Annotated in this window: 22 protein-coding genes and 1 pseudogene; 12 read left to right on the top strand and 11 right to left on the bottom strand. The window is 68.2% G+C overall.

Going from position 1 to position 24,634, the window contains the following annotated elements; genetic code table 11:
* Positions 1-92: 92 nt before the first annotated feature.
* On the top strand, positions 93-719 hold the full coding sequence (locus ACLJPX_RS34880) for a PadR family transcriptional regulator (RefSeq protein WP_410604597.1): 627 nt from the start codon (positions 93-95) through the stop codon (positions 717-719).
* Positions 700-2,313: a DHA2 family efflux MFS transporter permease subunit gene (locus ACLJPX_RS34875; protein WP_410604596.1), complete on the top strand. Its 1,614-nt coding sequence runs from the start codon at positions 700-702 to the stop codon at positions 2,311-2,313. The genes ACLJPX_RS34880 and ACLJPX_RS34875 overlap by 20 nt, the downstream gene beginning before the upstream one ends.
* A gap of 91 nt (positions 2,314-2,404) precedes the next feature.
* Here the strand turns inward: ACLJPX_RS34875 and ACLJPX_RS34870 are convergent, their stop codons facing one another.
* Complete coding sequence (locus ACLJPX_RS34870; RefSeq protein WP_410604620.1) at positions 2,405-4,210, bottom strand: glycoside hydrolase family 3 protein; 1,806 nt, start codon at positions 4,208-4,210, stop codon at positions 2,405-2,407.
* Positions 4,211-4,377: 167 nt separating this feature from the next.
* On the opposite strand from ACLJPX_RS34870, the gene ACLJPX_RS34865 reads away from it, so the two are divergent.
* Both ACLJPX_RS34865 and ACLJPX_RS34860 read left to right on the top strand, forming a co-directional pair.
* Positions 4,378-5,025 (top strand): Maf family protein, encoded by a 648-nt coding sequence (locus ACLJPX_RS34865; RefSeq protein ID WP_410604595.1) that lies wholly within the window; start codon positions 4,378-4,380, stop codon positions 5,023-5,025.
* 100 nt (positions 5,026-5,125) lie between these two features.
* Positions 5,126-6,484, top strand: coding sequence for a dicarboxylate/amino acid:cation symporter (locus ACLJPX_RS34860; RefSeq protein WP_410604594.1), 1,359 nt, complete (start codon positions 5,126-5,128; stop codon positions 6,482-6,484).
* 417 nt (positions 6,485-6,901) lie between these two features.
* Here the strand turns inward: ACLJPX_RS34860 and ACLJPX_RS34855 are convergent, their stop codons facing one another.
* Positions 6,902-7,618: a hypothetical protein gene (locus tag ACLJPX_RS34855; protein WP_410604593.1), complete on the bottom strand. Its 717-nt coding sequence runs from the start codon at positions 7,616-7,618 to the stop codon at positions 6,902-6,904.
* Between the two features lie 50 nt (positions 7,619-7,668).
* On the opposite strand from ACLJPX_RS34855, the gene ACLJPX_RS34850 reads away from it, so the two are divergent.
* The 5 genes from ACLJPX_RS34850 to ACLJPX_RS34830 all read left to right on the top strand — a co-directional run bounded on the left by ACLJPX_RS34850 (position 7,669) and on the right by ACLJPX_RS34830 (position 11,369).
* Positions 7,669-7,953 carry an SAV_915 family protein gene (locus ACLJPX_RS34850; RefSeq protein WP_410604592.1) on the top strand — a complete coding sequence of 95 codons (285 nt, stop codon included), beginning with the start codon at positions 7,669-7,671 and terminating at the stop codon, positions 7,951-7,953.
* A 149-nt stretch (positions 7,954-8,102) separates the two neighbouring features.
* The gene (locus ACLJPX_RS34845; protein WP_410604591.1) at positions 8,103-9,890 is read left to right on the top strand and encodes an acetyl/propionyl/methylcrotonyl-CoA carboxylase subunit alpha; all 1,788 of its coding nucleotides are present in this window, start codon (positions 8,103-8,105) and stop codon (positions 9,888-9,890) included.
* Positions 9,891-9,936: 46 nt separating this feature from the next.
* Positions 9,937-10,401, top strand: a complete 465-nt coding sequence (locus ACLJPX_RS34840) for a DUF1707 domain-containing protein (protein ID WP_410604590.1) — start codon at positions 9,937-9,939, stop codon at positions 10,399-10,401.
* Between the two features lie 41 nt (positions 10,402-10,442).
* Complete coding sequence (locus tag ACLJPX_RS34835; RefSeq protein ID WP_101612368.1) at positions 10,443-10,817, top strand: DUF1707 domain-containing protein; 375 nt, start codon at positions 10,443-10,445, stop codon at positions 10,815-10,817.
* A 21-nt stretch (positions 10,818-10,838) separates the two neighbouring features.
* Positions 10,839-11,369, top strand: a complete 531-nt coding sequence (locus tag ACLJPX_RS34830; protein WP_410604589.1) for a GNAT family N-acetyltransferase — start codon at positions 10,839-10,841, stop codon at positions 11,367-11,369.
* Positions 11,370-11,446: 77 nt separating this feature from the next.
* Here the strand turns inward: ACLJPX_RS34830 and ACLJPX_RS34825 are convergent.
* Both ACLJPX_RS34825 and ACLJPX_RS34820 read right to left on the bottom strand, forming a co-directional pair.
* Positions 11,447-12,891: pseudogene (locus ACLJPX_RS34825) on the bottom strand (aldehyde dehydrogenase family protein).
* A 217-nt stretch (positions 12,892-13,108) separates the two neighbouring features.
* Complete coding sequence (locus tag ACLJPX_RS34820; RefSeq protein WP_101612365.1) at positions 13,109-14,848, bottom strand: glycerol-3-phosphate dehydrogenase/oxidase; 1,740 nt, start codon at positions 14,846-14,848, stop codon at positions 13,109-13,111.
* A 235-nt stretch (positions 14,849-15,083) separates the two neighbouring features.
* Here ACLJPX_RS34820 and ACLJPX_RS34815 point away from each other — a divergent pair, with 235 nt between their 5' ends.
* Complete coding sequence (locus ACLJPX_RS34815) at positions 15,084-15,839, top strand: MIP/aquaporin family protein (RefSeq protein ID WP_410604588.1); 756 nt, start codon at positions 15,084-15,086, stop codon at positions 15,837-15,839.
* Between the two features lie 13 nt (positions 15,840-15,852).
* Positions 15,853-17,367, top strand: a complete 1,515-nt coding sequence (gene glpK / locus ACLJPX_RS34810) for a glycerol kinase GlpK (RefSeq protein ID WP_410604587.1) — start codon at positions 15,853-15,855, stop codon at positions 17,365-17,367.
* 63 nt (positions 17,368-17,430) lie between these two features.
* Here the strand turns inward: glpK and ACLJPX_RS34805 are convergent, their stop codons facing one another.
* From ACLJPX_RS34805 to ACLJPX_RS34780, 6 genes are all read right to left on the bottom strand, one after another.
* A complete protein-coding gene (locus tag ACLJPX_RS34805) occupies positions 17,431-18,042 on the bottom strand; it encodes a hypothetical protein (RefSeq protein WP_410604586.1) in 612 nt (203 codons plus the stop codon).
* Between the two features lie 126 nt (positions 18,043-18,168).
* Positions 18,169-18,699 (bottom strand): hypothetical protein, encoded by a 531-nt coding sequence (locus ACLJPX_RS34800; RefSeq protein WP_410604585.1) that lies wholly within the window; start codon positions 18,697-18,699, stop codon positions 18,169-18,171.
* A 5-nt stretch (positions 18,700-18,704) separates the two neighbouring features.
* Positions 18,705-19,379, bottom strand: coding sequence for a class F sortase (locus ACLJPX_RS34795; RefSeq protein ID WP_410604584.1), 675 nt, complete (start codon positions 19,377-19,379; stop codon positions 18,705-18,707).
* 147 nt (positions 19,380-19,526) lie between these two features.
* Positions 19,527-19,964 (bottom strand): hypothetical protein, encoded by a 438-nt coding sequence (locus ACLJPX_RS34790; protein WP_410604583.1) that lies wholly within the window; start codon positions 19,962-19,964, stop codon positions 19,527-19,529.
* A gap of 479 nt (positions 19,965-20,443) precedes the next feature.
* Positions 20,444-20,881 carry a hypothetical protein gene (locus ACLJPX_RS34785; protein ID WP_101612359.1) on the bottom strand — a complete coding sequence of 146 codons (438 nt, stop codon included), beginning with the start codon at positions 20,879-20,881 and terminating at the stop codon, positions 20,444-20,446.
* Positions 20,882-20,985: 104 nt separating this feature from the next.
* On the bottom strand, positions 20,986-22,389 hold the full coding sequence (locus tag ACLJPX_RS34780) for an NAD(P)H-quinone dehydrogenase (protein ID WP_101612358.1): 1,404 nt from the start codon (positions 22,387-22,389) through the stop codon (positions 20,986-20,988).
* Between the two features lie 127 nt (positions 22,390-22,516).
* Between ACLJPX_RS34780 and ACLJPX_RS34775 the strand changes: the two genes are divergently transcribed.
* Positions 22,517-22,969, top strand: coding sequence for a gamma-glutamylcyclotransferase (locus ACLJPX_RS34775; RefSeq protein ID WP_184899429.1), 453 nt, complete (start codon positions 22,517-22,519; stop codon positions 22,967-22,969).
* 169 nt (positions 22,970-23,138) lie between these two features.
* Here ACLJPX_RS34775 and ACLJPX_RS34770 read toward each other — a convergent pair whose 3' ends face one another.
* On the bottom strand, positions 23,139-24,437 hold the full coding sequence (locus ACLJPX_RS34770) for an amidohydrolase (RefSeq protein WP_101612356.1): 1,299 nt from the start codon (positions 24,435-24,437) through the stop codon (positions 23,139-23,141).
* Positions 24,438-24,634 lie beyond the last annotated feature (197 nt).

The following is a 24,634-nucleotide window of genomic DNA, read 5'->3' as shown; positions in this document are numbered from 1 at the left end:
ACGCAAGCAGCGGGCTCCCTTGAACAGATCCGGAGTCGTGCCATATAGTCCACGCGGAATAATCGATCCGGAATCTTCCGAGAGGACCATGCATGGCCGCGAAACTCACTCCGCTCGCCATGGCGGTGCTGGAGCTCCTCCACGAGCGGCCCATGCATCCCTACGAGATGGCGCAGCTGATGAAGGAGCGCTATGTCAGCACGCGCGTCAAGGTGAAGGCCGGATCGCTCTACCACACGGTGGATCGCTTGCAGCAGAACGGTTTCGTCGAGATCGTCGAAACACAGCGCGACGGGAAGCGCCCCGAGCGCACCGTGTACGCGATGACGGACGCCGGCCGCGACGAATTCGTGGACCGCGCGCAGGACATGCTGAGCACGCCTGCCGAGGAGTACCCCGAGTACCTCAGTGCCCTCGCCGTCATCGACGAACTCGGCCCCGAAATGTCGCTCACCCAGCTCAAGCACCGTGTCCTGCGCTTGCAGGCCTCCGCCGCCTCCGACCAGGTCGTCCTCGAAAGCCTGGTCGAAGACCACAAACTCCCCGAGATCTATTGGCTCGACTGGTCCTACGCCACCGCGCGGCGGGCCTTCGAGCTCGAGTGGACCCAAAAACTGGTCGAGGACCTGGAATCCGGCCGCATCGACTTCCAGGGCCACTGCAAGCCCCATCTGAACCTGGTCACCAAGGACGACACCGATGAACGCAAGACAAGCTAATCCCTGGGCCGCGCTTTCCGCGCTGTGCCTCGGCTTCTTCATGATCCTGCTGGACACCACGATCGTTTCGACCGCGATCCCCGCGATGCTGCGCGAACTCGGCGCCGGGCTGAACGCGATCGTCTGGGTGATCAGCGTCTACCTGCTGGCCTACGCGGTGCCGATGCTGTTCGCCAGCCGCCTCGGCGACCGCTTCGGACCGAAACGCGTTTACCTGGCGGGCCTCGTGGTCTTCACGCTGGCCTCGCTGTGGTGCGGACTGTCCGGCACGGTCGAGATGCTCATCGCGGCCCGCGCGGTGCAGGGCCTCGGCGCCGCTTTGATGACGCCGCAGACCCTGGCGTTCATCAGCCACCTGTTCCCGCCGTCGAAACGCGGCCCCGCCATGGGACTCTGGAGCGGTGTCGCCGGGATCGCGGCCATCGTCGGCCCGCTGCTCGGCGGCGTGCTCGTCGACCACCTCGGCTGGGAATGGATCTTCTTCGTCAACCTGCCGGTCGGCGTGGTGGCGCTCGCGCTGGCGCTGCTCAAGGTGCCGGACTGGCAGCCGAAGCACTCGCATTCCTTCGACGTTCCCGGGATCCTGCTCTCCGGCGCGGGACTGTTCCTCGTGGTGTACGGAGTCCAAAATGGACAGCATTACGACTGGGGACGCGCCCTGGGCCCGATCACCGTGTTCGAGATCATCGGCGCCGGTCTCGCCCTGCTGGTCGCTTTCGTGGTGTGGCAACGGTTCAACCGCAACGAACCGCTTCTGCCGCTGAGTGTCTTCTCGAACCGCAACTTCTCGGCCGGAACGCTGACCTCGGTCACCGTCGGCTTCGCGATGACCGGCATGTTCCTGCCGCTGGTGATCTACATCCAGGCCGTCCTCGGCGAGTCACCGACGATGTCCGGCCTGCTGTTCGCGCCGATGTCGTTGCTGGCGGGCATGATCGGCCCGTTCGTCGGCCGGGCTTCGGACAAGGTCAACGGCAAGGTCCTGCTGGTCATCGGGCTGACCGCGCTGGCGGCGGGCATGGGACTGGTGGCCCTGATCGCCCGGGCGGGCGCGAACGCGTGGACGCTCACCCCGGCACTGCTGGTGGCGGGCGCCGGGATCGGGTTCATCTTCGCGCCGATGGGCAACATCGCGATGAGTTCGGTGGAGCCGCGGCTCACCGGGACCGCGTCGGGCATCTTCAACACCGCGCGCCAGGTCGGCGGCGTGCTCGGCAGTGCCGCCGTCGGTGTGCTGCTGCAGGCGCGGATCAGCGCCTCGATCGCCGACGAGGCGGCATCGGCCGCGACAGCGTTGCCGGAGCAGTACCGCGCGCCGTTCGCGGAAGGGGTCGCGAAGGCCGCGGAATCGACCGGGGAGTTCGGTTCCTCCGGGCAGACGGGCTTCTCGGGACTTCCCGCGGACGTGGCGGAGCAGGCCCAGCGGCTCGCTCTCGACGCCGTCCACAATGGACTCACGGACGCCGCCCGGGTGACCCTGCTGCTTCCAGCGGCCGTACTGCTGCTGGGTGTGCTCGCGGCTTTGACGATGCGTCGTCCGGCTCCGCGTGTCCCGCCCGCTCCAGCTCCGGAACCCGCCACCAGCGCCGCCTGACCCCCCTCCCCCCGTGCAATGAAAGGCCCGTTCCTTGCAAAATTTGCAAGGAACGGGCCTTTCCTTTCATCCGCGGGAGGGCGGAAGCTTCCTACCGGCGGTACCGCAGGCCGAAGCCGTACGGGTACAGCGCCTTCTTGCCGTCACCGACGTTCACCGGTTCCTGCGCCGCACTCGTCGGCCAGCTGAACGTCAGTTTCCCGGTCGGGTTGTAGTCGCCGTAAAGGACATCGGCGACACCGGCGCCTTCGCTACCCGGGAGCCAAGCGGCGACGAGGCCGTTGAATCCCGGCAGCTGCGAAGCGATGTCGAGCGGACGCCCGGACACGGTCACCACGACGACCGGGACCCCGGAACTCTTCAGTTTGGCGATGGTGGCGAGGTCTTCGGCGTCGAGCCCGAAGCCATTGGGCCGGTCTCCCTGCCCTTCGGCGTACGGCGTTTCGCCCACCACTGCGACAGCGACCTGGTAGCTGTTGTCGATTCCGTTACCCGCACGGTCATACGTCACCGTGGTTCCCTTCCCCGCGCCCGACTTCAGCCCGTCGAGAACGGTGGTGCCCGGGATGACCAGGCCGCTCTGGCCCTGCCAGGTGAGCGTCCAGCCGCCCGCCTGGTTGCCGATGTCGTTCGCGTTCTTGCCCGCGACGAAGATCTTGTTGTTCCTCTTCGCCAGGGGCAGCACACCGTCGTTCTTCAGCAGCACCTGGGATTCGCGGACGGCCTGCCGGGCCAGTTCGCGGTGTTCCTTGCTGCCGAACGTCTTCTGGAGCGAACGGTCGGTGTACGGGTGCTCGAACAGGCCGAGCTTGAACTTCTCCGCCAGGATGCGGCGGTTCGCGTCGTCGATCCGGCCACGCGAGACACGGCCCGCCTCGACCTCGGCCTTGAGGTAGGAGATGAACTGCGGCGCGTCCCACGGGACCATGAACATGTCGATGCCCGCGTTGACCGAAAGCCGTACTTCTTCGGGCGTGAAGCCTTCCTGCCCGTCGATCTGGTTGATCGCGTTGTAGTCCGAGATCACCAGGCCGGAGAAGCGCAGTTCCTTCTTGAGGACGTCGGTGATCAAGTACTTCTGGGCGTGCATGCGCACCCCTTGGAAGCTGGAGAACGAGATCATCACCGAGCCGACGCCGCGGTCGATCGCCTCGCGGAACGGCGGCAGGTGGATCTGGCGCAGTTCGCGTTCGCTGACCTCGGTGTTGCCCTGGTCGACGCCGTTCGTGGTGCCGCCGTCGCCGATGTAGTGCTTCGCGGTCGCGAGCACCGAGCCCGGCTTTTCGCCGAGCCTGCGCCCCTGGAGACCGGTGATGGCCGACGCGTTGGCGATGGCGTCGCGCGGGGTTTCGCCGAAGGACTCGTAGGTCCGGCCCCAGCGGTCGTCACGGGCGACGCACAGGCACGGCGAGAAATCCCACTGCGGTCCTGTTCCGGCGACTTCCAGCGCCGTCGCGCGGCCGATCTTCTCGACCAGACGCGGGTTGTTGGCCGCGCCGAGGCCGATGTTGTGCGGGAAGATCGTCGCGCCGTAGACGTTGTTGTGGCCGTGCACGGCGTCGACGCCGTAGATCGTGGGGATGCCGAGCGGCGTCGAAACCGCCGCCTTCTGGTACGAGTCGACCATGTCGGCCCAGCCGGCCGGCGTGTTGGAGGCGGGGACGGAGCCACCGCCGGACAACAAGGACCCCAGTTTGAGGGCGGCGGCCTGGTCGGGGGTGACCGCGCCGCGTTCGGCCTGGGTCATCTGGCCGATCTTGTCGTCGAGGCTCATCCGCTTGAGCAGGTCGTTCACCCGCGCGGACGTCGAAGCGTGAGGATTCTTGTACACCGGGCCAGGACTGGCGGAAGCCGCCGGTGCCAGCGCCGAACCGGCCAGGAGCAGGCCTGCGAGCAGAGTGGTTTGCGCCGTGCGAAGTGATCTTCTGACGCGGAGGCGGGACGACATTGTTTCCTCCGTAGCTCGAACAATCCATATGTTGCGCGCCACAACAAACTAGCTCCACGTTCGGGTGTCCCCGGTCACAATTAGGCAACGGCGAGCCGTCGAGTACCTTCCTCCAGGTGCGTTTCGTCCTCGCTTCCCAGTCCCCCGCCCGCCTCGGCGTCCTGCGTTCCGCCGGCTTCGATCCCAGCGTCGTCGTCTCCGGCGTCGACGAGGACGCGGTGGCCGCGTCCCTGACCGATCCCGCCCCGGCGGAGCTGGTCCGCGCGCTCGCCGTCGCGAAGGCCGAAGCGGTTTTCGAGACGCTCACCGGCTCCCACAGTGACCATGCCGGACACGCCGACATGGTCATCGTGGGCTGCGATTCGATGCTGTCGATCAAGGGCGAAATGGTCGGGAAGCCGATCACCCCGGAATCCGCGCGCGAGCGCTGGGCGTCGATGGCGGGCGAAACCGGTGAACTTCTCACCGGCCACGCCATCATCCGCGTCGAGAACGGGGAGCGGACGAAGGAAACCTCAGGCACCGAGGGCACCACTGTTCGCTTCGGCACACCGTCGCAGGAGGAGATCGAGGCCTACATCGCGTCCGGCGAACCGCTTCAGGTGGCGGGCGGTTTTACCCTGGACGGGCTAGGCGGCTGGTTCATCGAGGGCATCGACGGCGACTTCTCCAGCGTCATCGGCATCAGCCTGCCGCTGACCCGGCGTTTGCTGGCCGAGGTCGGCGTGAGTGTCATCGATCTCTGGACGCGTCCCGCATCCTGAGACAGCTCCCACACGATCGGGTGATCCGGAAGAGTCCTGCCTTGACGAACGTTCTTCACGTTCGGCCAATCAGGAAACTTTCACGCACCGGAGTCGCCCCGTGTCTTTCATTCGGACCTACACCAGGCCAAAAGTCTTCGCGGTGGCAGTTCTCGGCTCGCTCGTCGTGGGTGCCCTTCTCGGCCTCCTCGCCAGGAGCACCGAAACGAGCTGGCTGACCGAACTGCTCGGCCAGATCGGCACGATCTTCACCACGTTGCTGCAGATCGCGGTGATCCCGCTGGTCTTCACGGCGATCGTGGTCGGCATCAGCAGCCTGCGCAATCTCGGTGGCGGGAAGAAGGCCGCCCGGCTGGGCGGCAAGACCGTCCTGTGGTTCGCGATCACCTCGTTCATCGCGTCGCTGATCGGCATCGCCGTCGCCAAGCTGTTCAACCCGGGCAGCGGCGGCCTCGGCGAAGGCGTCGCCGCGACCGCGAAGAACACGGACAGGGCCGCCAAGGCCACCTGGGGATCGTGGAGCGACTTCATCAACGGGTTGCTGCCGAAGAACTTCTTCACCGCCTTCACCGAGGGCGAGACGCTTCAGGTGCTGTTCCTCGCCGTCCTGATCGGCGCGGCCGCCTACAGCCTCGGTGACAAGGCGAAGCCGTTCGTCGACTTCACGAGCAGTGTCTTCGAGATCATCCAGCGCTACCTCGGCTGGATCGTGCGCCTGGCCCCGATCGGCATCATCGGCCTGATCGGCGAGGCCGTGTCGACCTATGGTGACGCGCTGTTCAAGCCGCTGTTCACCGCCACACTCGCGGTGTACGTCGGCTGCTTCCTGGTGCTGCTGGTGGTCTACCCGATCCTGCTGCAGTTCGTGGCGAAGGTCAGCCCGCTGAAGTTCTTCTCCAAGGCGGGCACGGCGATCCAGTTCGCGTTCGCGTCGTCGTCCTCGGGCGCCACGCTGCCGCTGACCCGCCAGGCCGCGGTGAACCTGGGCGTCCAGCCCGGTTACGCGGGCTTCGCGACCCCGCTGGCGAGCGCCACGAAGATGGACGGCTGCGCGGCGGTGTTCCCGGCGATCGGCGCGATCTTCATCGCGAACCTGTCCGGTGTCTCGCTCAACTTCTGGCAGTACCTCGGGATCATCGCGGCCGCCGTGTTCGGCGCGCTGGCGACCGCGGGCGTCACCGGCTGGCTGGCCGCGCTGACCCTGACCGCGTCGCTCATCGGGCTCGACCCGGCGCAGGTCGCGCTCGGCATCGCGCTGATCTACTCGGTGAACCCGATCATGGACATGATCCGGACCGCGACCAACGTCGCGGGCCAGATCGTCGTGCCGGTCATCGTCGCCCGCAGCGAAGGCCTGCTGGACGACGAAGTGCTCAACTCGCAGACGGACCCTTCGCCCACTGACGACGGCGAAGCCGCTACGCCGGAGAAGGAGCCTGTCGCGGCGGGCACGAAGTAGCTTTCCCAGTCCGTGAAGGACCCCTTTCCTACTCTCAGGGTAGGCAAGGGGTCCTTCACACCTTCCCTCACTACGTGAAGGAACCCTTCGTCGAGCTAGGCGCCAGGGTCTCGGCAAAGTCGGCTATTCGCACGGGTCAGGTTTCGAGGGTGTCCAGCCGGCGGGTTATCGCCTGGCGGGGTGCGGCTGCCCACAAGGGGCTGCGTCAGGGTTCTGGTGCCCGATTCGGGCGCTGTGCGCGGTTTTGCATGGGGGTCGTGAGCGATAAAGAGCGTTAGAACGACACTTACCGCTCACGACCCCATCACGTACTTCCCGCAGGCAAGGGTGACGGCAGGGCCCCGACGCAGAGAGGCGTGACCACGCCACCTTTGCCTTGCTTCTCAATAACGAGAGCATAGGTCCCTTGCTATCGACTCAGGGACAGGCCCGCAGGTCCGCGCGAGTCAGCCGCACGTCCGGCCAGCCCCTCAGCTCCGAAGGCGAGGTGTACCGGCGCGTGCAGCCCACCGAGCCGCTGGCGACCTCGTAGACCTCCGCGAGCACCGGCGCCGCCTGGCACCGGGCCGAGCCGGATTGCGCGCCGGGGCATTCGTGCCGCACGACGATGACGTCCGCGACGCCGTCGGCGGTCACGTCGTTCAGGGCGATCGTCCCGGCGTCGGAGTAGTACGGCTTCCCGGGGTCTCGCCAGATCCCGCCGCGCGAGACGAACAACTCGCCCGCCGAACCCCCGCCGGTCTCACCGCGCACCAGGCAGACCGGCGTCGCGCCGTCGACACAGCGCAAAGAATCGCCCTTGAGGGTGACCCCCAGGTCGTTGATGATCAACGGGAACACCGCGTCCGTCCCGATCCGGACCACGCCCTGCTTCCCCGCCTCGTCGGCCAGGAGCACGACGGGCACGCCGCCGACGGTCATCGCGCCGATCTCCCGGCAGGCCGAGTGACCGCAGTTGACCTTCGGCGTACTCGGGGCGCCATCAGGCAAAGGAGCCGCTCCGGGCTCACCGGCGGGTACCGGGGCGGACGGGCGGAGCAGGATCACGGCCACGATCACCCCCGCCGTGACCACCACGGCCAGCAGCGCGGTGAGCAGCACCGATCGCGGCGTCCGCGCTTCCTGAGTCCGCATATCCGAGAGCGTAAGTGATCTAGCACAGAGTGCACGTCTATGTTGTTCCCGTGACGAACCCCGGATTGCCCAACGCCCTGTTCCTCCCCACGGCGAAAAAGCCGAAAGACTTCACGGGCGCCGAGATCGAACTCCGCCGGACCGGCGACGGCCGGATGGCGCTGATCGCCTTCAGCTCGGTGCAGCGCCTGGTCGAATGCTGCGGGCAGCACCAGCCGTGGGCACTGGTCAAGACCGAGCACCTCGGCCGCGTCTACCAGGCCCAGCCGTACGACCTGATCGTGCTCGATTCCGACCTTCCGGAAGAACTGCGGCACCGTGAGGCGCTGGTGTAAGCCTTTCCAGGAGAACTGCGGCGCCGCGAAACGCTGCTATAAACAGTGTCACTGGGTGGCCTTGCTCTCATCAATCGGGGCGGGAACTTCCGTAAACTGCTGCGGAGCCGCATCGGGGCGGCCCGACGTGCGAATGCAGGAGGTACGGCGTGACCGAGCAGGCCGGCACAGGTGGTCCGGTGACCAAGATCCTGATCGCGAACCGCGGCGAGATCGCGGTACGGGTGATCAGGGCGGCGAAGGACGCCGGGCTGACCAGCGTGGCCGTCTACGCCGATCCGGACCGTGACGCACCCCATGTCCGCCTCGCCGACGAGGCCTTCGCCCTCGGCGGCACCACGGCGGCCGAGAGCTACCTCGTCTTCGACAAGCTGCTCGACGCCGCCAAGCGCTCGGGCGCGGACTCGGTCCACCCCGGTTACGGGTTCCTCTCCGAGAACGCGGACTTCGCCCAGGCGGTGATCGACGCCGGGCTGACCTGGATCGGCCCGAGCCCGCAGGCCATCCGCGACCTCGGCGACAAGGTCACCGCGCGCCACATCGCGCTGCGCGCGGGCGCCCCGCTCGTGCCCGGCACGAAGGACCCCGCCAAGAACGCGGACGAGATCGTCGCCTTCGCCGACGAGCACGGCCTGCCGGTCGCGATCAAGGCGGCGTTCGGCGGTGGCGGCCGCGGCCTCAAGGTCGCCCGCACCCGCGAGGAGATCCCGGAGCTCTTCGAATCCGCGACCCGTGAGGCGATCTCCGCCTTCGGCCGCGGCGAATGCTTCGTCGAGCGCTACCTGGACAAGCCGCGTCACGTCGAGGCCCAGATCCTCGCCGACCAGCACGGCAACGCCATCGTCGTCGGCACCCGCGACTGCTCGCTGCAGCGCCGTCACCAGAAGCTGGTCGAGGAGGCGCCCGCGCCGTACCTGACCGACGAGCAGCGCAAGCGCATCCACGAGTCCGCGAAGGCGATCTGCAAGGAAGCCGGCTACTACGGCGCCGGGACCGTGGAGTACCTCGTGGCCGTCGACGGCACGATCTCGTTCCTCGAGGTCAACACGCGGCTGCAGGTCGAGCACCCGGTGTCCGAAGAGACCACGGGCCTCGACCTCGTGCGCGAGATGTTCCGCATCGCCCGCGGCGAGAAGCTCCGCATCACCGAGGACCCGGAACCGCGCGGCCACTCGATCGAGTTCCGCATCAACGGCGAGGACGCCGGCCGCGGCTTCCTGCCCGCGCCCGGCACCGTGACGAAGTTCGTCGCGCCGAGCGGCCCGGGTGTCCGGGTCGATTCGGGTGTCGAGTCCGGCAGCGTCATCGGCGGCCAGTTCGACTCGATGCTCGCGAAGCTGATCGTCACCGGATCGGACCGGCAGAACGCGCTCGAGCGCAGCCGCCGGGCGCTGGCCGAGATGGTCGCCGACGGGATGGCGACGGTCCTGCCGTTCCACCGCGTGATCGTGGACGACCCGGCCTTCATCGGCGACGAGAACGGTTTCAGCGTGCACACCCGCTGGATCGAGACCGAGTTCGAGAACAAGATCGAGCCGTTCGTCGCCCCGGAAGCCGCCGAGGCCGAGGAAGAGCAGCCCCGCCAGAACGTCGTCGTCGAGGTCGGCGGACGTCGTCTCGAAGTGTCGCTGCCCGGCGGGTTCTCGCTCGAGGGCGGTGGCGGCACGGCCGTCAAGGCCAAGCCGCGCAAGCGCGCGGGCGGCACCAAGGCCGCGGTGAGCGGTGACGCGGTCACCGCGCCGATGCAGGGCACCATCGTCAAGGTCGCCGTCGAAGAAGGCCAGCAGGTCGAAGCCGGCGAGCTGGTCGTCGTGCTCGAGGCGATGAAGATGGAGAACCCGGTCACCGCGCACAAAGCGGGCACCGTGACCGGCCTTTCGGTCGAGGTCGGCGCCGCTGTGACGCAGGGAACCCAGCTGTTCGAGCTCAAAGACTGACGGATGTCGTGGTTGACGGCACCTCGCTCGGCCTACCATCGCAAGGGTGAGCGAAGTGCCGTCTCCGCAGCTGCGGATCAGTGACCAGGATCGAGAGTCCGCCCTGACCGCGCTAGGCGAGCACATGAGCGTGGGCAGGATCGACATCGACGAATTCGGTGAACGGTCCGCCAAGATCACCGCGGCCAAGACGCGCGGCGAACTGTCCGAGGTCTTCCTCGATCTGCCTGAGCCGCACCCTCGCCTCGACGCCCCCAAGACCGCAGTGAGCGAACCGGTGAAACCGGCGTCACCGCTGGCGGGCATCTCCCCTGCTCAGCGGGTCATGGGCGCGATCCTGCCGATCCTCTTCATCGCCTCCATCGCACTCATCGTCACCACCGGTGTGACCTGGTGGTTCATCCTCGTCCCGATCGGGATCAGCGCCCTCGGCGAGGGCATCTGGGGCAAGGGCTGGGAGAACGCCCACAAGAAGCTCACGAAGCAACGCCGCCGGGAACTGGACGGCTGATCCGCCCGTAGACTCGGAACGTGAGTGCCGAGAGACCGGACATGCGGCTGAGCGACGCCGAACGCCAAGACGCGCTCGACGCGCTGGAGGAGCACGTCCGCACCGGCAGACTCGACCTCGACGAGTTCGGCACCCGCTCGGCCAAGGTCAGCGCCGCGAGGATGGCGAGCGACCTCGAACCGCTGTTCACGGACCTGCCCTCACCCCGGCCCAGCGCCCTGCTGCCCCTGCCTCCGATGCCCGGTGTCGCGCAGGCGTCCGCGAAGAACGATGCCCCGCCGTCGAAATGGCTGACCGCCAGTGCCGTGCCGATCGCCGCGGCGGTCGCGATCGCGCTGTTCTTCTTCACCCGCGGGACGTTCATCGTGTTCCTGCTCCCGCTGGCCGTGGCGCTGATCATGAGCCGCCGCCGCTGAAGATCCGGTTACCCTCGAAGAGTGGAACCGGTGGAGATCAACGCGGGCGAGTACTACCTGCGACAGCTGCGGGCGGACAAGGCCCTCGACGACCGTCCGGCGCTGGTCGCGGCCTTCGCCGATCCGACACACCGCAAATACGTGCTGAACTACCGCTTGCGGGACCTCGACGAGGCGACCGAGTACGTCGCGCTGCGCGCGGCCCAGTGGGCCGGTGACGAACGCTGCTCCTGGGCGGTGGCCGAACCGACGACCGGGGACCTGCTGGGCGAGGTCGGCCTGCGGGATCTCGATCTCGACGTCGGGTACGCGGAGGCGTCGGTCTGGGTGCGCGCGGCGTCCCGGGGCAAGGGCGTCGCGAGCACCGCACTCAACGCGGCCCTGCGGTTCGGTTTCGGCGGCCTCGGCCTGCGCGAGGTCAGCTACCGCTACGAGGAGACGAACGAGGTTTCGGCCTCGGTCGCCCGGAAATGCGGGTTCACCCTGGTCGGGCCCGAACTGGAACCGGCCCCGACCGGGGAACGCCTCATCCGCTGGCGCCGCACCGCCTGACCTCTTCCCGCGTTTCGTCCTCTAGTTGCGGTAGTACGTCGTGCGAACTACCGCAACTAGAGGACGACTTGCGGTGATCAGAAGGGGTAAGCGGGCGGCGGGTTCCGGACGGTGACCCAACGCGTCTCGGTGAAGGCCTCGATGTTCGCCGCCGCGCCGCCGAAGCGGCGACGCCGCCGAAGGGGCTGTTCGCCTCGTCGCTGACCGTCTGGTCGTTGATGTGCACGATCCCGGTCGGGACGCGGTCGGCCAGCTCCAGTCCTTTGAGGACATCGCGGGTGATGATCCCCAGCGACAGCCCGTATTCGCTCGCCGTGGCGAGCCGTACGGCCTCTTCCGCGTCGGAGAACCGCACGACCGGCGCGACCGGGCCGAAGATCTCCTGCGCGACGGCGGGCGCGTCCGGCGGCACGTCGGCGAGCACCGTCGCGGCGTAGAACAGCCGGTCGTATTCGGCACCGGCCGCGACCCGCGCCCCCGCGGCGACGCTGGCGGTGACGAGCTCGTGGATCTTGTCCCGCTGCCCGGCGTCGATGATCGGCCCGAGCGCGACCTCGTCCCGCGCCGGATCGCCGACCCGCAACGCGGCCGCCTTCGCCGCCAGCCGCTCGACGAAGTCGTCGTAGAGCCGCTCGTGCACCAGATGCCGCCCGGTGGTCATGCAGATCTGGCCCTGGTGGAAGAACGAGCCGAACGCGGCGACCCCGGCGGCCTCGTCGACATCCGCGTCGTCGAGCACGATGAGCGCGGAGTTCCCGCCCAGCTCCAGATGGGCCCGCTTCAGGTGTTTCCCGGCGAGTTCGCCGACCTTCCGCCCGGCGCCGGTCGAGCCGGTGAAGGAGATGACCCGGACCGCCGGATGCGTCACCAGCGTCTCGCCGACGTCCGCGCCGCCCGGCAGCATCTGCAGCACACCCGGCGGCAGGCCCGCTTCCTCGAAGATCCGCGCGAGGACGACGCCACCGGTGACGGCGGTGCGCGGATCCGGCTTCAAGATCACCGCGTTCCCCAGCGCGAGCGCCGGAGCGACCGAGCGGATGCCCAGGATGATCGGCATGTTGAACGGTGAGATCACCGTGACGACACCGGCGGGCACCCGGCGCGCCATCGAAAGGCGCGGTTCCTCACTCGGCAGGAGTTCGCCGTACGGGCGGCCGGGCAAGGCCGCCGCCTCGTAGCACTCCTGCTCCGCGACGTGCAGCGAGAAGCCGGCCACGCCCGGCACCGCGCCGACCTCGCGCACGTTCCACCAGCTGATCTCGTCGGCGTGCTCGGACCACAGCCGGGCGGCTTTGCGCAGGACGGCGGCGCGCTGGACGTGCGGTGTCGCCGCCCAGGCCCGCTGTGCCTCGGCCGCGGCTTCCGCCGCTTTCGCGGCGTCCGCGGCCGAGGCCATCCCGACGCTGCCCAAAACGGCACCGGTCGCGGGCTCCGTGACGTCCCGGGTGCCGCCGGTGCCGGGCACCCACGAGCCACCGGCGAAGATCCGGTCCGTCCACGTCGACGAGTCGAGAAACACCACAAGGCCGCCTTCCGTCTCAGTGTCTGATCAGGGAGCCCGCGGCCGCGATCGACGTCGGCAGGGCGCTGATCAAACTTCTCCCGTTCGCGGACGAAGGCCCCTGCCACCGCGATAGCGGGGCCTTCGGCCGCGCGGGCTGGGACGGCCGACGCTATGCCAGATTCACCCGATCAGGCAATGATCCTTGCGCGCGTGGCACACCACTCGGCAGAACTGATCAACTCACCGGTTCGATGATCCCGGAGCGCGCTTCCGGCGCGGCCGAACGCAGCGCGTCCGCGGCCTCGTCGCTCGGCTGCGACTGCGACTCCCGTTCCGCGTCGACCCTCGCCTTGTACACCTCGACTTCGCGTTTCTCCTCGTCCTTCGACCAGCCGAGCACCTCGCCCACCAGCGTGGCGACCTGCGCGGCGCAGTCGACCCCGCGGTGCGCGTACTCGATCGAGATCCGCGTCCGGCGGGCCAGGACGTCTTCCAGGTGCAGCGCGCCCTCGTGACTGGCCGCGTAGACGACCTCGACACCGAGGTAGTCCGGCGCGTGCTCCAGCGGCTTGAGCAGTTCCGGCCGTCCTTCGCCGAGCGCGAGGACTTCGTGCACCATCGAGCCGTACCGGTCGAGCAGATGGCGGACGCGGTACGGGTGCAGCCCGTGCTCGCTGGCCAGATGGTCGGCCTGGTTCACCAGCGCGTGGTAACCGTCGGCGCCCAGCAGCGGCACCTTGTCCGTGATGGACGACTGCGGCCTGCCGGGGAGATCGACGGCCGCGGCGTCGACGGCGTCGGCCGCCATCACCCGGTAGGTGGTGTACTTGCCGCCCGCGATCGCTACCAGCCCCGGCGCGACCCGCGCGACGGCGTGCTCACGCGAAAGCTTCGACGTCTCTTCGCTTTCCCCGGCGAGCAAAGGCCGAAGACCCGCGTAGACGCCTTCGATGTCGTCGTGCGTCAGCGGTGTCGCGAGCACCGTGTTGACGTGTTCGAGGAGGTAGTCGATGTCGTGCTTCGTCGCGGCGGGGTGCGCGAGGTCGAGGTTCCAGTCGGTGTCGGTGGTTCCCACGATCCAGTGATTGCGCCACGGGATGACGAACAGCACGGACTTCTCGGTGCGCAGGATCATGCCCGCTTCCGAGACGATCCGGTCGCGCGGGACGACGATGTGCACGCCCTTGCTCGCCCGGACGCGGAACCGGCCGCGGCCACCGGAAAGCCGCTGCAGTTCGTCGGTCCAGACGCCGGTGCAGTTGACCACCGCGGAAGCGTGGATCTCGGTTTCACGGCCGTCTTCGACGTCGCGCACGCGAACACCGGAAATGCGGTCCGCCTCGCGGAGGAAACCGACCACCTGGGTGGAGGTGCGCACCACGGCGCCGTAGTGCGCGGCGGTGCGGGCGACGGTCATCGTATGCCGCGCGTCGTCGGATTGCGCGTCGTAGTAACGGATCCCGCCGATCAACGCGGACCGCTTCAGCGCCGGGACCATCCGCAGTGCGCCCGCGCGGCTCAGGTGTTTCTGGCCGGGGACCGACCGCGCGCCGCCCATCGTGTCGTACATCAGCAGGCCGGCCGCGGTGTACGGGCGTTCCCAGATCCGGTGGGTCAGCGGGTACAGGAAGCTGACCGGCTTCACCAGGTGGGGTGCGATCGTCGTCAACATCAGCTCGCGTTCACGCAGAGCTTCACGCACCAGGCCGAATTCCAGCTGTTCGAGGTAGCGGAGCCCGCCATGGAAGAGCTTGCTGGACCGGCTCGACGTGCCCGAAGCGAGATCGCGCGCTTCGACGAGGGCAACCCGCAGGCCGCGCGTGGCGGCGTCGAGGGCGGTACCCGCGCCGACCACTCCGCCACCGATGACGACGAGGTCGAACTTGTCCTTGCCCAGCCGCTGCCACGACTCTTCCCGCTTGAGCGGTCCCAGCCTGGCGGGGCTGTTTTCGGCTTCGCGCTGAGAGCTTGCCACGTGACATTCCTCCTTGGGGCCGCTGTGGCTCCAGCATCGCACGATCGGCCGCGACCGGTCCGTTGTGCGGGTGACACGTGTGGCGTAACCCTCGTCGATCTTGAAAGAATTCGTCCGCTCAACGCCTGGAAGGAACAAATACGCGGCGGTAACGTGCGTCGGACGTGGGTCGGCAAGGGCGCCGTAGCACACCGTGTACGACCCTGCGCGGAATGTCCAATGTGGAGGTCGAACGGTGAGTGTGGGAGCCATTTTCGTCTGGGAGCTGCTGGGAACAGCGGTCCTGATCCTGTTGGGTAACGGCGTGGTCGCCAACCACGTGTTGCGGAAGAACAACGGCCACAACGGTGGCATCGTGATGATCACCCTCGGCTGGGCGTTCGCGGTCTTCGCCGGTGCCAGCATCGCCGCGCCGAGCGGCGCGCACCTCAACCCCGCGGTGACGCTGGGTCTCGCGATCGCGGACAAGACGAAGTGGGCGGACGTCCCGATCTACTTCGCCGGGCAGATGGTCGGCGCGATCCTCGGCGCCGTGCTCTGCTGGGCCGCCTACAAGCTCCAGTTCGACGACCACCCCCAGCGGGACGAGACGCTCGGCATCTTCTCGACCGCGCCGCAGATCCCGAACAAGGCCTGGAACCTCGTCACCGAGATCATCGGCACCTTCGTGCTGGTCGCGTGGATCCTGCTCAGCCCGGTCTACGCCAACGCCTCGGGTGAAGGCGGAACGCCGAACTTCGGCAACTCCGCGCTCGGTTACGCGGGTGTAGCGTTCGTCGTGCTGGTCATCGGCCAGTCCCTCGGTGGCCCGACCGGTTACGCCATCAACCCGGCCCGAGACCTCGGCCCCCGCATCGCGTACGCGTTCCTGCTGCCCATCAAGAACAAGGCCAACCCGAACTGGGGTTACTCCTGGATCCCGGTCGCCGGCCCGCTGGTCGGCGGTGCCCTGGCCGCCCTGCTGTTCCTCGCCGTCCACAACCTGACCTGAGACTGGAGCTTCGATGACTTCGTACGTAGCCGCGATCGACCAGGGCACCACGTCGACCCGCTGCATGATCTTCAACCACTCCGGCCGGGTCGTCGCCGTCGACCAGCGCGAACACGAGCAGATCTTCCCGAAGGCGGGCTGGGTCGAGCACAACGCCGAGGAGATCTGGGAGAACACGCGGGCCGTCGCGGCGGGCGCGCTCGCCAAGGGGGACCTGGTCGCGAGCGACATCGTCGCGGTCGGCATCACCAACCAGCGCGAGACCACGCTGGTCTGGGACCGCACCACCGGCAAGCCGGTCTACAACGCCATCGTGTGGCAGGACACCCGCACCGACAAGATCGTCAACGACCTCGGCGCGCTCGGCGGCGGTCAGGAGCGCTACCGCCAGAAGGTGGGCCTGCCGCTGGCGACCTACTTCTCCGGACCGAAGATCAAGTGGATCCTCGACAACGTTGACGGCGCCCGCGCCAAGGCCGAAGCCGGTGACCTGATCTTCGGCAACATGGACACCTGGGTGCTGTGGAACATGACCGGCGGGGTCGACGGCGGCGTGCACGTCACCGACCCGACCAACGCCTCGCGGACCATGCTGATGGACCTCGACACGCTGGAATGGGACGCCGAGATCGCCAAGGAGATGACGATCCCGCTGTCGATGCTCCCGGAGATCCGGTCGTCCTCGGAGGAGTACGGCAAGGTCCGCGAGAAGGGCGCGCTGGCCGGGGTCCCGATCTCGGGCATCCTGGGCGACCAGCAGGCGGCGACCTTCGGGCAGGCGTGCCTCTCGCCGGGTGAAGCGAAGAACACCTACGGCACCGGCAACTTCATGCTGCTCAACACCGGCACCGAGAAGGTCATGTCGGACAACGGGCTGCTCACCACGGTCTGCTACAAGATCGGCTCGAACGACACGGTGTACGCGCTCGAAGGATCGATCGCGGTCACCGGCTCGCTCGTGCAGTGGCTGCGGGACAACCTCGGCCTGATCGGCTCCGCGGCCGAGGTCGAGCAGCACGCCCGCACCGTCGAGGACAACGGTGGCGCGTACTTCGTGCCGGCGTTCTCGGGCCTCTTCGCGCCGTACTGGCGCTCCGACGCCCGCGGCGCGATCGTCGGCCTCACCCGGTTCGTCAACAAGGGGCACATTTCGCGGGCGGTCCTGGAGGCGACCGCGTTCCAGTCGCGCGAGGTGATCGACGCGATGAACGCCGACTCCGGAGTCCCGCTGAAGTCGTTGAAGGTCGACGGCGGCATGGTCGTCAACGAACTGCTCATGCAGTTCCAGGCCGACATCCTCGGTGTGCCGGTGATCCGCCCGGTGGTCAACGAGACCACCGCGCTCGGTGCGGCGTACGCGGCCGGTCTCGCGGTGGGCTTCTGGAAGAGCGAAGACGACATCCGCAACAACTGGGCGCAGGACAAGCAGTGGGACCCGTCGATGGACGAGGCCCGCCGCGAGTCCGAGTACCGCAACTGGAAGAAGGCCGTCACGAAGACCTTCGACTGGGTCGAGGGCGAAGACTGACCTTTGAGTCCGTGAAGGCCTCCTTCCCTACCGTCAGAGTAGGGAAGGAGGCCTTCACGTATTTCAGCCGAAAGCGCCGCCGCCGGTCTGCGGTGCCCCCTTCGGCGTGACCTTCACCTGCGGCTTCTTGCCGGAAGGCGGCAGCGTCCCGCACGGCTTCGTCAACGCGGCCGGGACGACGGCCCGCGAGCTGCTGCCGGGCGGCGCGCTGGAACTCGACGGCGGCTGGCTGCTGGACGGCGGCTGGCTGCTCGACGGCGGCTTACTGCTGGACGGCGGCGTGGTGGGCGTCGTCGTCGGGGGCAGGCAGACGATCTCGAACTCGACGGTCGCCGTCCCGCTGGCGGCCGGGAGGTTCGGCCCGCCGTCGCAGTGGAAACTCGCCTTGTACTTGCCCGTCTTCCCCGCGGCGTTGCCGTGCCCGATGTACGGCGCCTGGTTCCCCGAGCCCGGCTGGACCTGGAGCGTGACCGGACCGGTCAGGCCCGCCGACGTCACCGCGGTGCGCGTGCCGTAACAACTGGCGGTGAACTCCAGCGCCTGCCCGGGCGCGACCTTCGCCGGGCTGACCCACAGTTTCGGCGGCGGCGCGGTCGCCGACGCCTGCGGCGCGAGGATCACTCCCGCCGTCATCGCGAGCAGACCCGCGCCCGCGACGATTCTCTTCATTCCCATGATCTTTCTCCCTCAGTGCGAGCCCTCGCATCAAGAACACTTCCGGGAATGGGAAAAGGTTGCCTTTCACGACAAAAAACTCGTGAGTGGTAAGGACGGTTCTAACCATCCTTACCACTCACGAGATCAAAACGTGGTTCCGCCGCCACCGGTTTGCGGAGCCCCCACCGGAATCTTCGAAACCTGACGCCCCGCCGCGGGTTTCACCGGCGAAACCGAGCTCGTTTTCGGCGGCGTCGGTTTCGGCTTCGGCGGTTTGCCCGACGAAGTCGGCAGTGCGACCACTTCGAGATTGATCGTCACCGTCGTCGTCTTGCAGGTCGCCTTGACCGCGTAGAAACCCGGTCTCACCTTGTCGCCGATATGCGCGACGGCACCGAGGATCACCGGGTCCTCCGAAGTCACCTCGAACTTCGCGATGCGGTCCAGCGCCATGGACTTCACCTCGCCGAGGTCGGCGACCGGGCAGCCGACCGAGACCAGGATCTCCTCCCCCGGAATCGACTTCGTCGGGGAGAGCGCGACGAACGGGTACTGCATCGGCGGCGGACTGGGAGACGTCGTCGGAGTGGCCGAGACGTCCTCGGCGTACGCGGCGGCCGGGGCCATCCCGCACGCCACGACCGCCACCATCAGGGCGGACCGGTACCTGATCATGGAACTCACCTCTGGATCAGCCGAGCGAAGACGATGATGTTGTCGAGATAGTTGTGCGACGCCTTGTCGAAGACCCCGCCGCAGGTGATGAGCCGCAGTTCCGGCGTGGTGGTGTCGCCGTAGACCGCGTCGGTGGGGAACTTGTCCTTCGCCACCCGCTCGACCTTCGTGACCGCGAACTCGGCCGTCTTGCCGTCCTTGCGGGCGACCGAGACCTTGTCTCCGGGCGCCAGCTCCTTCAGCCGGAAGAAGATGCCCGGCTGCTTGTTCCCGTCGACGTGCCCGAGGACCACCGAAGGCCCGACCTCCCCCGGGGTCGGCCCGTTCACGTACCAGCCCGCCTGCATCGGCTGGGTCACCGGCGGCACCTCGACGGTGTTGTCCGCGTTGAGCCCCAGCGGGACCAACGTGGACTTCGCGCCGATCTTCGGCACGTCGATCGAGACCGGCTCCGCCTTCGGCATCCCCTCGACGGCGGCCCCGCCGTCAGCGGCGGGCGCATCGGGTTCGCTCGGCTCGGCCGACGGCGTCTCCGCCTGGCTCGCGACCGCCTGCGGCGCCGCGGCCTGGCCGGTCTCCCCCGGACCGGACAGGACGAACGCCAGCGTCGCCAGTACGGCCAGCAGGACGACCGCGAGCACCAGCGGTGCCCGGCGTCCTCGCCACCATGTCGACTTCATGTTCACCCCTGTAGTGAAACGGTGTGGCGGTGACTGAGCCGGTCCCGGCCCCCAGACCGGAACCGGCTCGTCGTTCACCCCCACGCCTGCCTGACGCGACGCGCGGCCGGACGGTTGCCCGCCCAGGTCACGAAATGATCGCGATCGCTACGCCCGGTCCGCACGACGACGGTACGCGGCCGTGCCGACCCCGCCCACCACCAGCGCGAGGCCACCCGCGACGGCGGCGAGGACGCCGGCGTGGTCGGCCGGGCCCTCGGTGCCGCCGGTCTGCGGGGCACCGGCCGGCACCTTCGCGACCTGGCCCTTCGGCGGGAGCACCTCGAAGGTCACCGTCGACTTGTCGATCCAGCAGCTCAGCGTGACCTTGTATTTGCCCGGCTTGACGTTCTTGACCACGGCGGTCTTCTTCGTGACGTCGGCCGTGAGCACCGCCGACGAGATCGCCGGGCCACCGTTGTCGTCCTCGCGGTACCTGCAGTCGAAGTCCAGCTTGACCTGGTCACCGGCGCGCCCCTTGGCGGGCGAGATGCTCAACGGCTTCTTGAGTCCGTACAGGGCGCCGTGCGGCCCCGGCCCGTCCACGTCCTCGGTCGGCGACGGGGACGGGGACGGAGATGGCGAGGGAGACGCCGACGAAGAAGAAGGCGACGGAACGCCCGTCGGAGAAGTCGCGAAAGCGGCGCCCGGCGCGAGAAGAAGGAATCCGGCGACAGTACCGGCAGTGAGCATGATGGTGCGCTTCATTGGATTACCCCTGAAAAAGGAATGTGGATGGAAATCGGAAAAGAAGAATCCCGCGCCCCTGTTCCCCCAGTGGCGGTTCTCTGTTTCTCCGACACCCTCATGACGCCCCGGCCGGGGGCCTGGTTGCCCGGTTTCATCACGAAAAGGTCGCGAAATCCGGGCGAGGGAACTCACCCCTCGTGAGTGGTAAGGACGGTTCTAACCGCCCTTACCACTCACGAGACCCACCACGATTCGCACCCTGGTCGCCTTAAGTACGTGAAGGCCCCCTTCACTGCGCCTAACGCAATGAAGGGGGCCTTCATGTACTTGGTAACTCAGGAGGCCATACTGCCGTCACCCGCGCGGGCGCCACCGGAAGGAACCGCGCCCACCTGCCGGGCAGGAACGGAAAACGTTGCGGTGTAAGACTTTCCGTTGCAGTTCACGGTCAGAGGGTAGCTCCCGGGCGCCGTGCCCTCCTTGAGCTCGACCTCCGCGCTGACGTTCGCCGGGACCCCGATGAGCGGCCCGTAGTCATACTTCCCGACGCTCAGCACCGGCGAGGAGAACGTCGTCGACGTCGGCGCCTTCAGCCCGTCGCCGGGGCACTGCGCCAGCGCCACATTGGAGTCTCCGTGCACATACTTGTTGACGAGCCCGAGTTCGTAAGCTGTGTTGTCGTTGAGCTGAACCGTGACGCCGGGATCGGGCTGGGGTTGCTGAGCGAGACCGGTCGCAGGCCCCGCCAGCACCGCCGCACCGATCGCCACCACTCCGGCGAGAACCCTGCGAATCACGAAAAACCCCTAGCTGTCAACGAAACACCGACACGCGCTAGACGCGGTCACCCCCGCGAGGGTTGCTTCGCCGGAGAAGATCAGTCCAAGTCGTCGTGGCGCATCAGCTGGCGGCCCGCTTCGGTGATCGACCCCGACAGCGACGGGTACACCGAAAATGTCAGTGCCAGGTGTTCCACTGTGAGCTGGTTCTGGACGGCGAGCGCGATGGGAAGGATGAGTTCGCTCGCGTTCGGCGCCACGACCACCCCGCCGACGACCACGCCGGTGGCGGGGCGGCAGAACAGCTTCACGAAACCGCGTCGCAGGCCTTCCATCTTCGCGCGGGCGTTCGTCGCGAGCGGGAGCATGATGGTGCGGGCGGGCACCTCACCCGAGTCGATCGCCTGCTGGCTGATGCCGACGGTGGCGATCTCGGGGTGGGTGAACACGTTGGCGGCGACGGTCTTGAGCTTGATCGGCGCGACACCTTCACCGAGCGCGTGCCACATCGCGATGCGGCCCTGCATGCTGGCCACCGAGGCGAGCATGAGCACGCCGGTGCAGTCTCCGGCGGCGTAGATGCCGGGCGCGCTGGTGCGGGAAACCCGGTCGACGCCGATGAAGCCGCCGGGGCCGGGCTCGATACCGACCTTCTCCAGGCCGATGTCGACGGTGTTGGGCACGGAGCCGACGGTCATCAGCGCGTGGCTGGCTTCGATCACGCGGCCGTCGGCGAGGTGGATCTCGACACCCTTTTCGGTGCGCTCGACCTTGTCGGCGCGGGCCTGCTTGGCGACCGTGGTGCCGCGCTGCGAGAAGACCTCTTCGAGCACGGCGGCGGCGTCGGCGTCCTCGTGGGGGAGGACGCGGTCGCGGCTGGACACGACGGTGACCTTGACGCCCATCTCGGTGTAGGCCGACGCGAACTCGGCGCCGGTGACACCCGAGCCGATGACGGCCAGGTGCTCGGGCAGCTCGCGCAGGTCGTAGAGCTGACGCCAGTCGAGGATGCGCTCGCCGTCCGGCACCGCGCCGGGCAGCACCCGCGGGGTGGCTCCGGTCGAGATGAGGACGACGTCGGCGTCGAGGGTCTCGACGGTGCCGTCGTGGGCGGTGACGGCGACCTTGTGCGTGGCGAGACCGGTCTCTTCGTCGTCGAACCGGCCCTGGCCGATGACGACGCGGACGCCTTCGCGCTGGACACGGGCGCGGATGTCGGCGGACTGCGCGAGCGCGAGGCCCTTCACACGGCCGTGGACGGTCGGCAGGTCGACACTGGTGTCGGCCATGTCGGTGTTGATCCCGAGTTCGCGGAGGTCGTGCATGTTCGCGAGCGCGCCGGAGGAGGCGATGAAGGTCTTCGACGGAACGCAGTCGTAGAGCACGCAGGCGCCGCCGAGACCGTCGCGTTCGACGATGGTGACGTCGGCTCCGTGCTGGGCCGCGACCAGTGCCGCTTCGTAACCGGCGGGGCCTCCGCCCATGATCACGATCTTGGTCACTGGTCTCCTCCTCGCAGCGGTGTCTGTGACTGCGTTTACCGTACGCGGGCGACCGTTGGGCGGATTGAGTGGCCGGACACGGCATGTGCGTCCAGCCGGGTGACCGCCGGGTCGCTAGGCTGTCGCCGTGCCGTTGTATGCCGCGTATGGATCCAATATGGAGCCCGCCCAGATGTTGGAGCGCGCTCCGCACTCGCCGATGGCCGGCACCGGCTGGCTGGAAGGCTGGAGGCTGACCTTCGGCGGCGAGGACATCGGCTGGGAAGGCGCGCTGGCGACCATCGTCGAAGATCCGGGCTCCCGGGTCTTCGTGGTGCTCTACGACGTCACCCCGCTGGACGAGGACGGCCTCGACCGCTGGGAAGGCGGCGAGCTCGGCATGCACACCAAACTCCGGTTGCGCGTGCAGACCATGGAGGGCTCCGTCCTGCCCTGGCTGTACGTCCTGGACGCCTATGAGGGCGGACTCCCGTCGGCACGGTATCTCGGCGTTCTCGCCGACGCCGCCGAAGCCGCGGGCGCGCCCGCGGACTACGTCGACGCGCTCCGCACCCGCCCCTGCCAGGGGATCAGCGGCTGACACCCACCCTGTGGATACTTCGGCCTCTACGGCCGTCCACAGCTTTCACCCGACCTGGTGAAAAATCAGACTTTCGCCTGCTACCACCCCGAAATCAGTGCGCAGCACAAGCCCCCGGAAAGCTTTTCCGGGGGCCTGTGGACAACTCTGCGATCTGTGGATAACTCGGTCAGGCCAGGGTGGCCAGAGCGGTGTGGACCAGGGTGCGGACGCCGCACAGCAGCGACCGCTCGTCGAGGGTGAAGGTCGGGCGGTGGATGTCGGCCATCGGGCCTTCACCCGGCCACACGCCGAGCCGCGCGAAGGCACCCTGGACGTGCTCCAGGTACCACCCGAAGTCCTCGCCGCCGGACGACTGCTCGGTACCGGCCACGGCGGACTCGCCCAGTGCGGCTTCGACACCGGCCCGCATCAGCGCGGTCGATTCCGGGTCGGAGACGACCGGCGGGACCCCGCGGCGGTAGTCGAGCGAGAACCCGACGCCGGTCGGCGCGAGCAGCGACTCGACCGAAGACGCGACGAGCGGTTCCAGCATCGTCCAGACCTCGTGGTCGGCGGTGCGGAGCGTGCCGCGCAGCACCCCGTCCTGCGGGACCGCGTTGGCCGCCTGCCCGGCGTGCACCGCGCCCCAGACCAGGACGGTCCCGGACCGCGGGTCGACGCGCCGCGAGAGGACGGCGGGCAGCGACGTGATCACCGTGCCGAGCGCGTGCACCAGGTCCGCGGTCAGATGCGGCCGCGAGGTGTGCCCGCCGGGCGAGGTGAGCCGCAGCTCGATGAGGTCGGCGGCGGACGTGAGCGCGCCTTCGCGCAGGCCGACCTTGCCGACCTCGAGCCGTGGGTCGCAGTGCAGCCCGTAGATCCGCTCGACGCCTTCCATCGCGCCCGCCGCGATCATGTCCAGCGCGCCGCCGGGCATGACCTCCTCGGCGGGCTGGAAGATCAGCCGTACCCGCCCGGGGAGCTCCGGAGCGCCCGCCAGTGCCCGCGCCGCGCCCAGCAGGATCGCGGTGTGCGCGTCGTGGCCGCACATGTGCGCGGCGCCGTCGGTCTTGGAGGCGTACGGGAGCCCGGTGGCCTCGGTCAGCGGCAGGGCGTCCATGTCGGCGCGCAGCGCGACACAACGGTCGCCGCTGCCGATGTCGCAGACGACACCCGTGCCGACCGGCAGTACCCAGGGCTTGAGCCCGACCGAGCGGAGCAGGGACATGACCATTTCGGTCGTGGCGAACTCGTGGCGGGAGAGCTCCGGGTGCGCGTGGATGTGCCGGCGCCACGCGAGGACGTCGGTGGCGTTCGCGCGGAGCCAGTCATCGAGCCAAAAAGGGCCGCGTCCGGCACCCAGATCATGCACAGGTGCCATGCTGACGCCGGCCTCGGAGATCAGCGCGGTGGGCGCCTCTTTAGGGGCAATGACGCGACCCTCGGGGTCGCCTGGAATGTCCGGACGTGAATCGAGCACCGTCACGCCGCACCTCCTCCCGCAACACAGTTGCCTTCGTCTACCACCGTACGAGTGGTCACTGAAGACACGCTGGGTGCCGTTCGATCTGTGATACGCATTTGCGATAGATCGTGCACCATGCAGATGACAAGCCGCTCGTCGAGTGATCGAGCCCTAGACGGCCGGTAGTGGATCTGCGTTGAACGGCTTGGAGGAGTTCG

Origin of the sequence: Amycolatopsis sp. lyj-90 (assembly GCF_046549035.1) — a bacterium.
Taxonomy (GTDB): Bacteria; Actinomycetota; Actinomycetes; order Mycobacteriales; family Pseudonocardiaceae; genus Amycolatopsis.
This window is presented reverse-complemented; position numbering and strand designations above follow the sequence as displayed.

Coding starts and splice junctions, on each gene's coding strand:
- glpK (WP_410604587.1), top strand. CDS start 15,853: ATGACTTCGTACGTAGCCGCGATCGACCAGGGCACCACGTCGACCCGC.
- ACLJPX_RS34855 (WP_410604593.1), bottom strand. CDS start 7,618: ATGCGGACTCAGGAAGCGCGGACGCCGCGATCGGTGCTGCTCACCGCG.
- ACLJPX_RS34800 (WP_410604585.1), bottom strand. CDS start 18,699: ATGATCAGGTACCGGTCCGCCCTGATGGTGGCGGTCGTGGCGTGCGGG.
- ACLJPX_RS34835 (WP_101612368.1), top strand. CDS start 10,443: ATGCGGCTGAGCGACGCCGAACGCCAAGACGCGCTCGACGCGCTGGAG.
- ACLJPX_RS34880 (WP_410604597.1), top strand. CDS start 93: ATGGCCGCGAAACTCACTCCGCTCGCCATGGCGGTGCTGGAGCTCCTC.
- ACLJPX_RS34805 (WP_410604586.1), bottom strand. CDS start 18,042: ATGGGAATGAAGAGAATCGTCGCGGGCGCGGGTCTGCTCGCGATGACG.
- ACLJPX_RS34875 (WP_410604596.1), top strand. CDS start 700: ATGAACGCAAGACAAGCTAATCCCTGGGCCGCGCTTTCCGCGCTGTGC.
- ACLJPX_RS34795 (WP_410604584.1), bottom strand. CDS start 19,379: ATGAAGTCGACATGGTGGCGAGGACGCCGGGCACCGCTGGTGCTCGCG.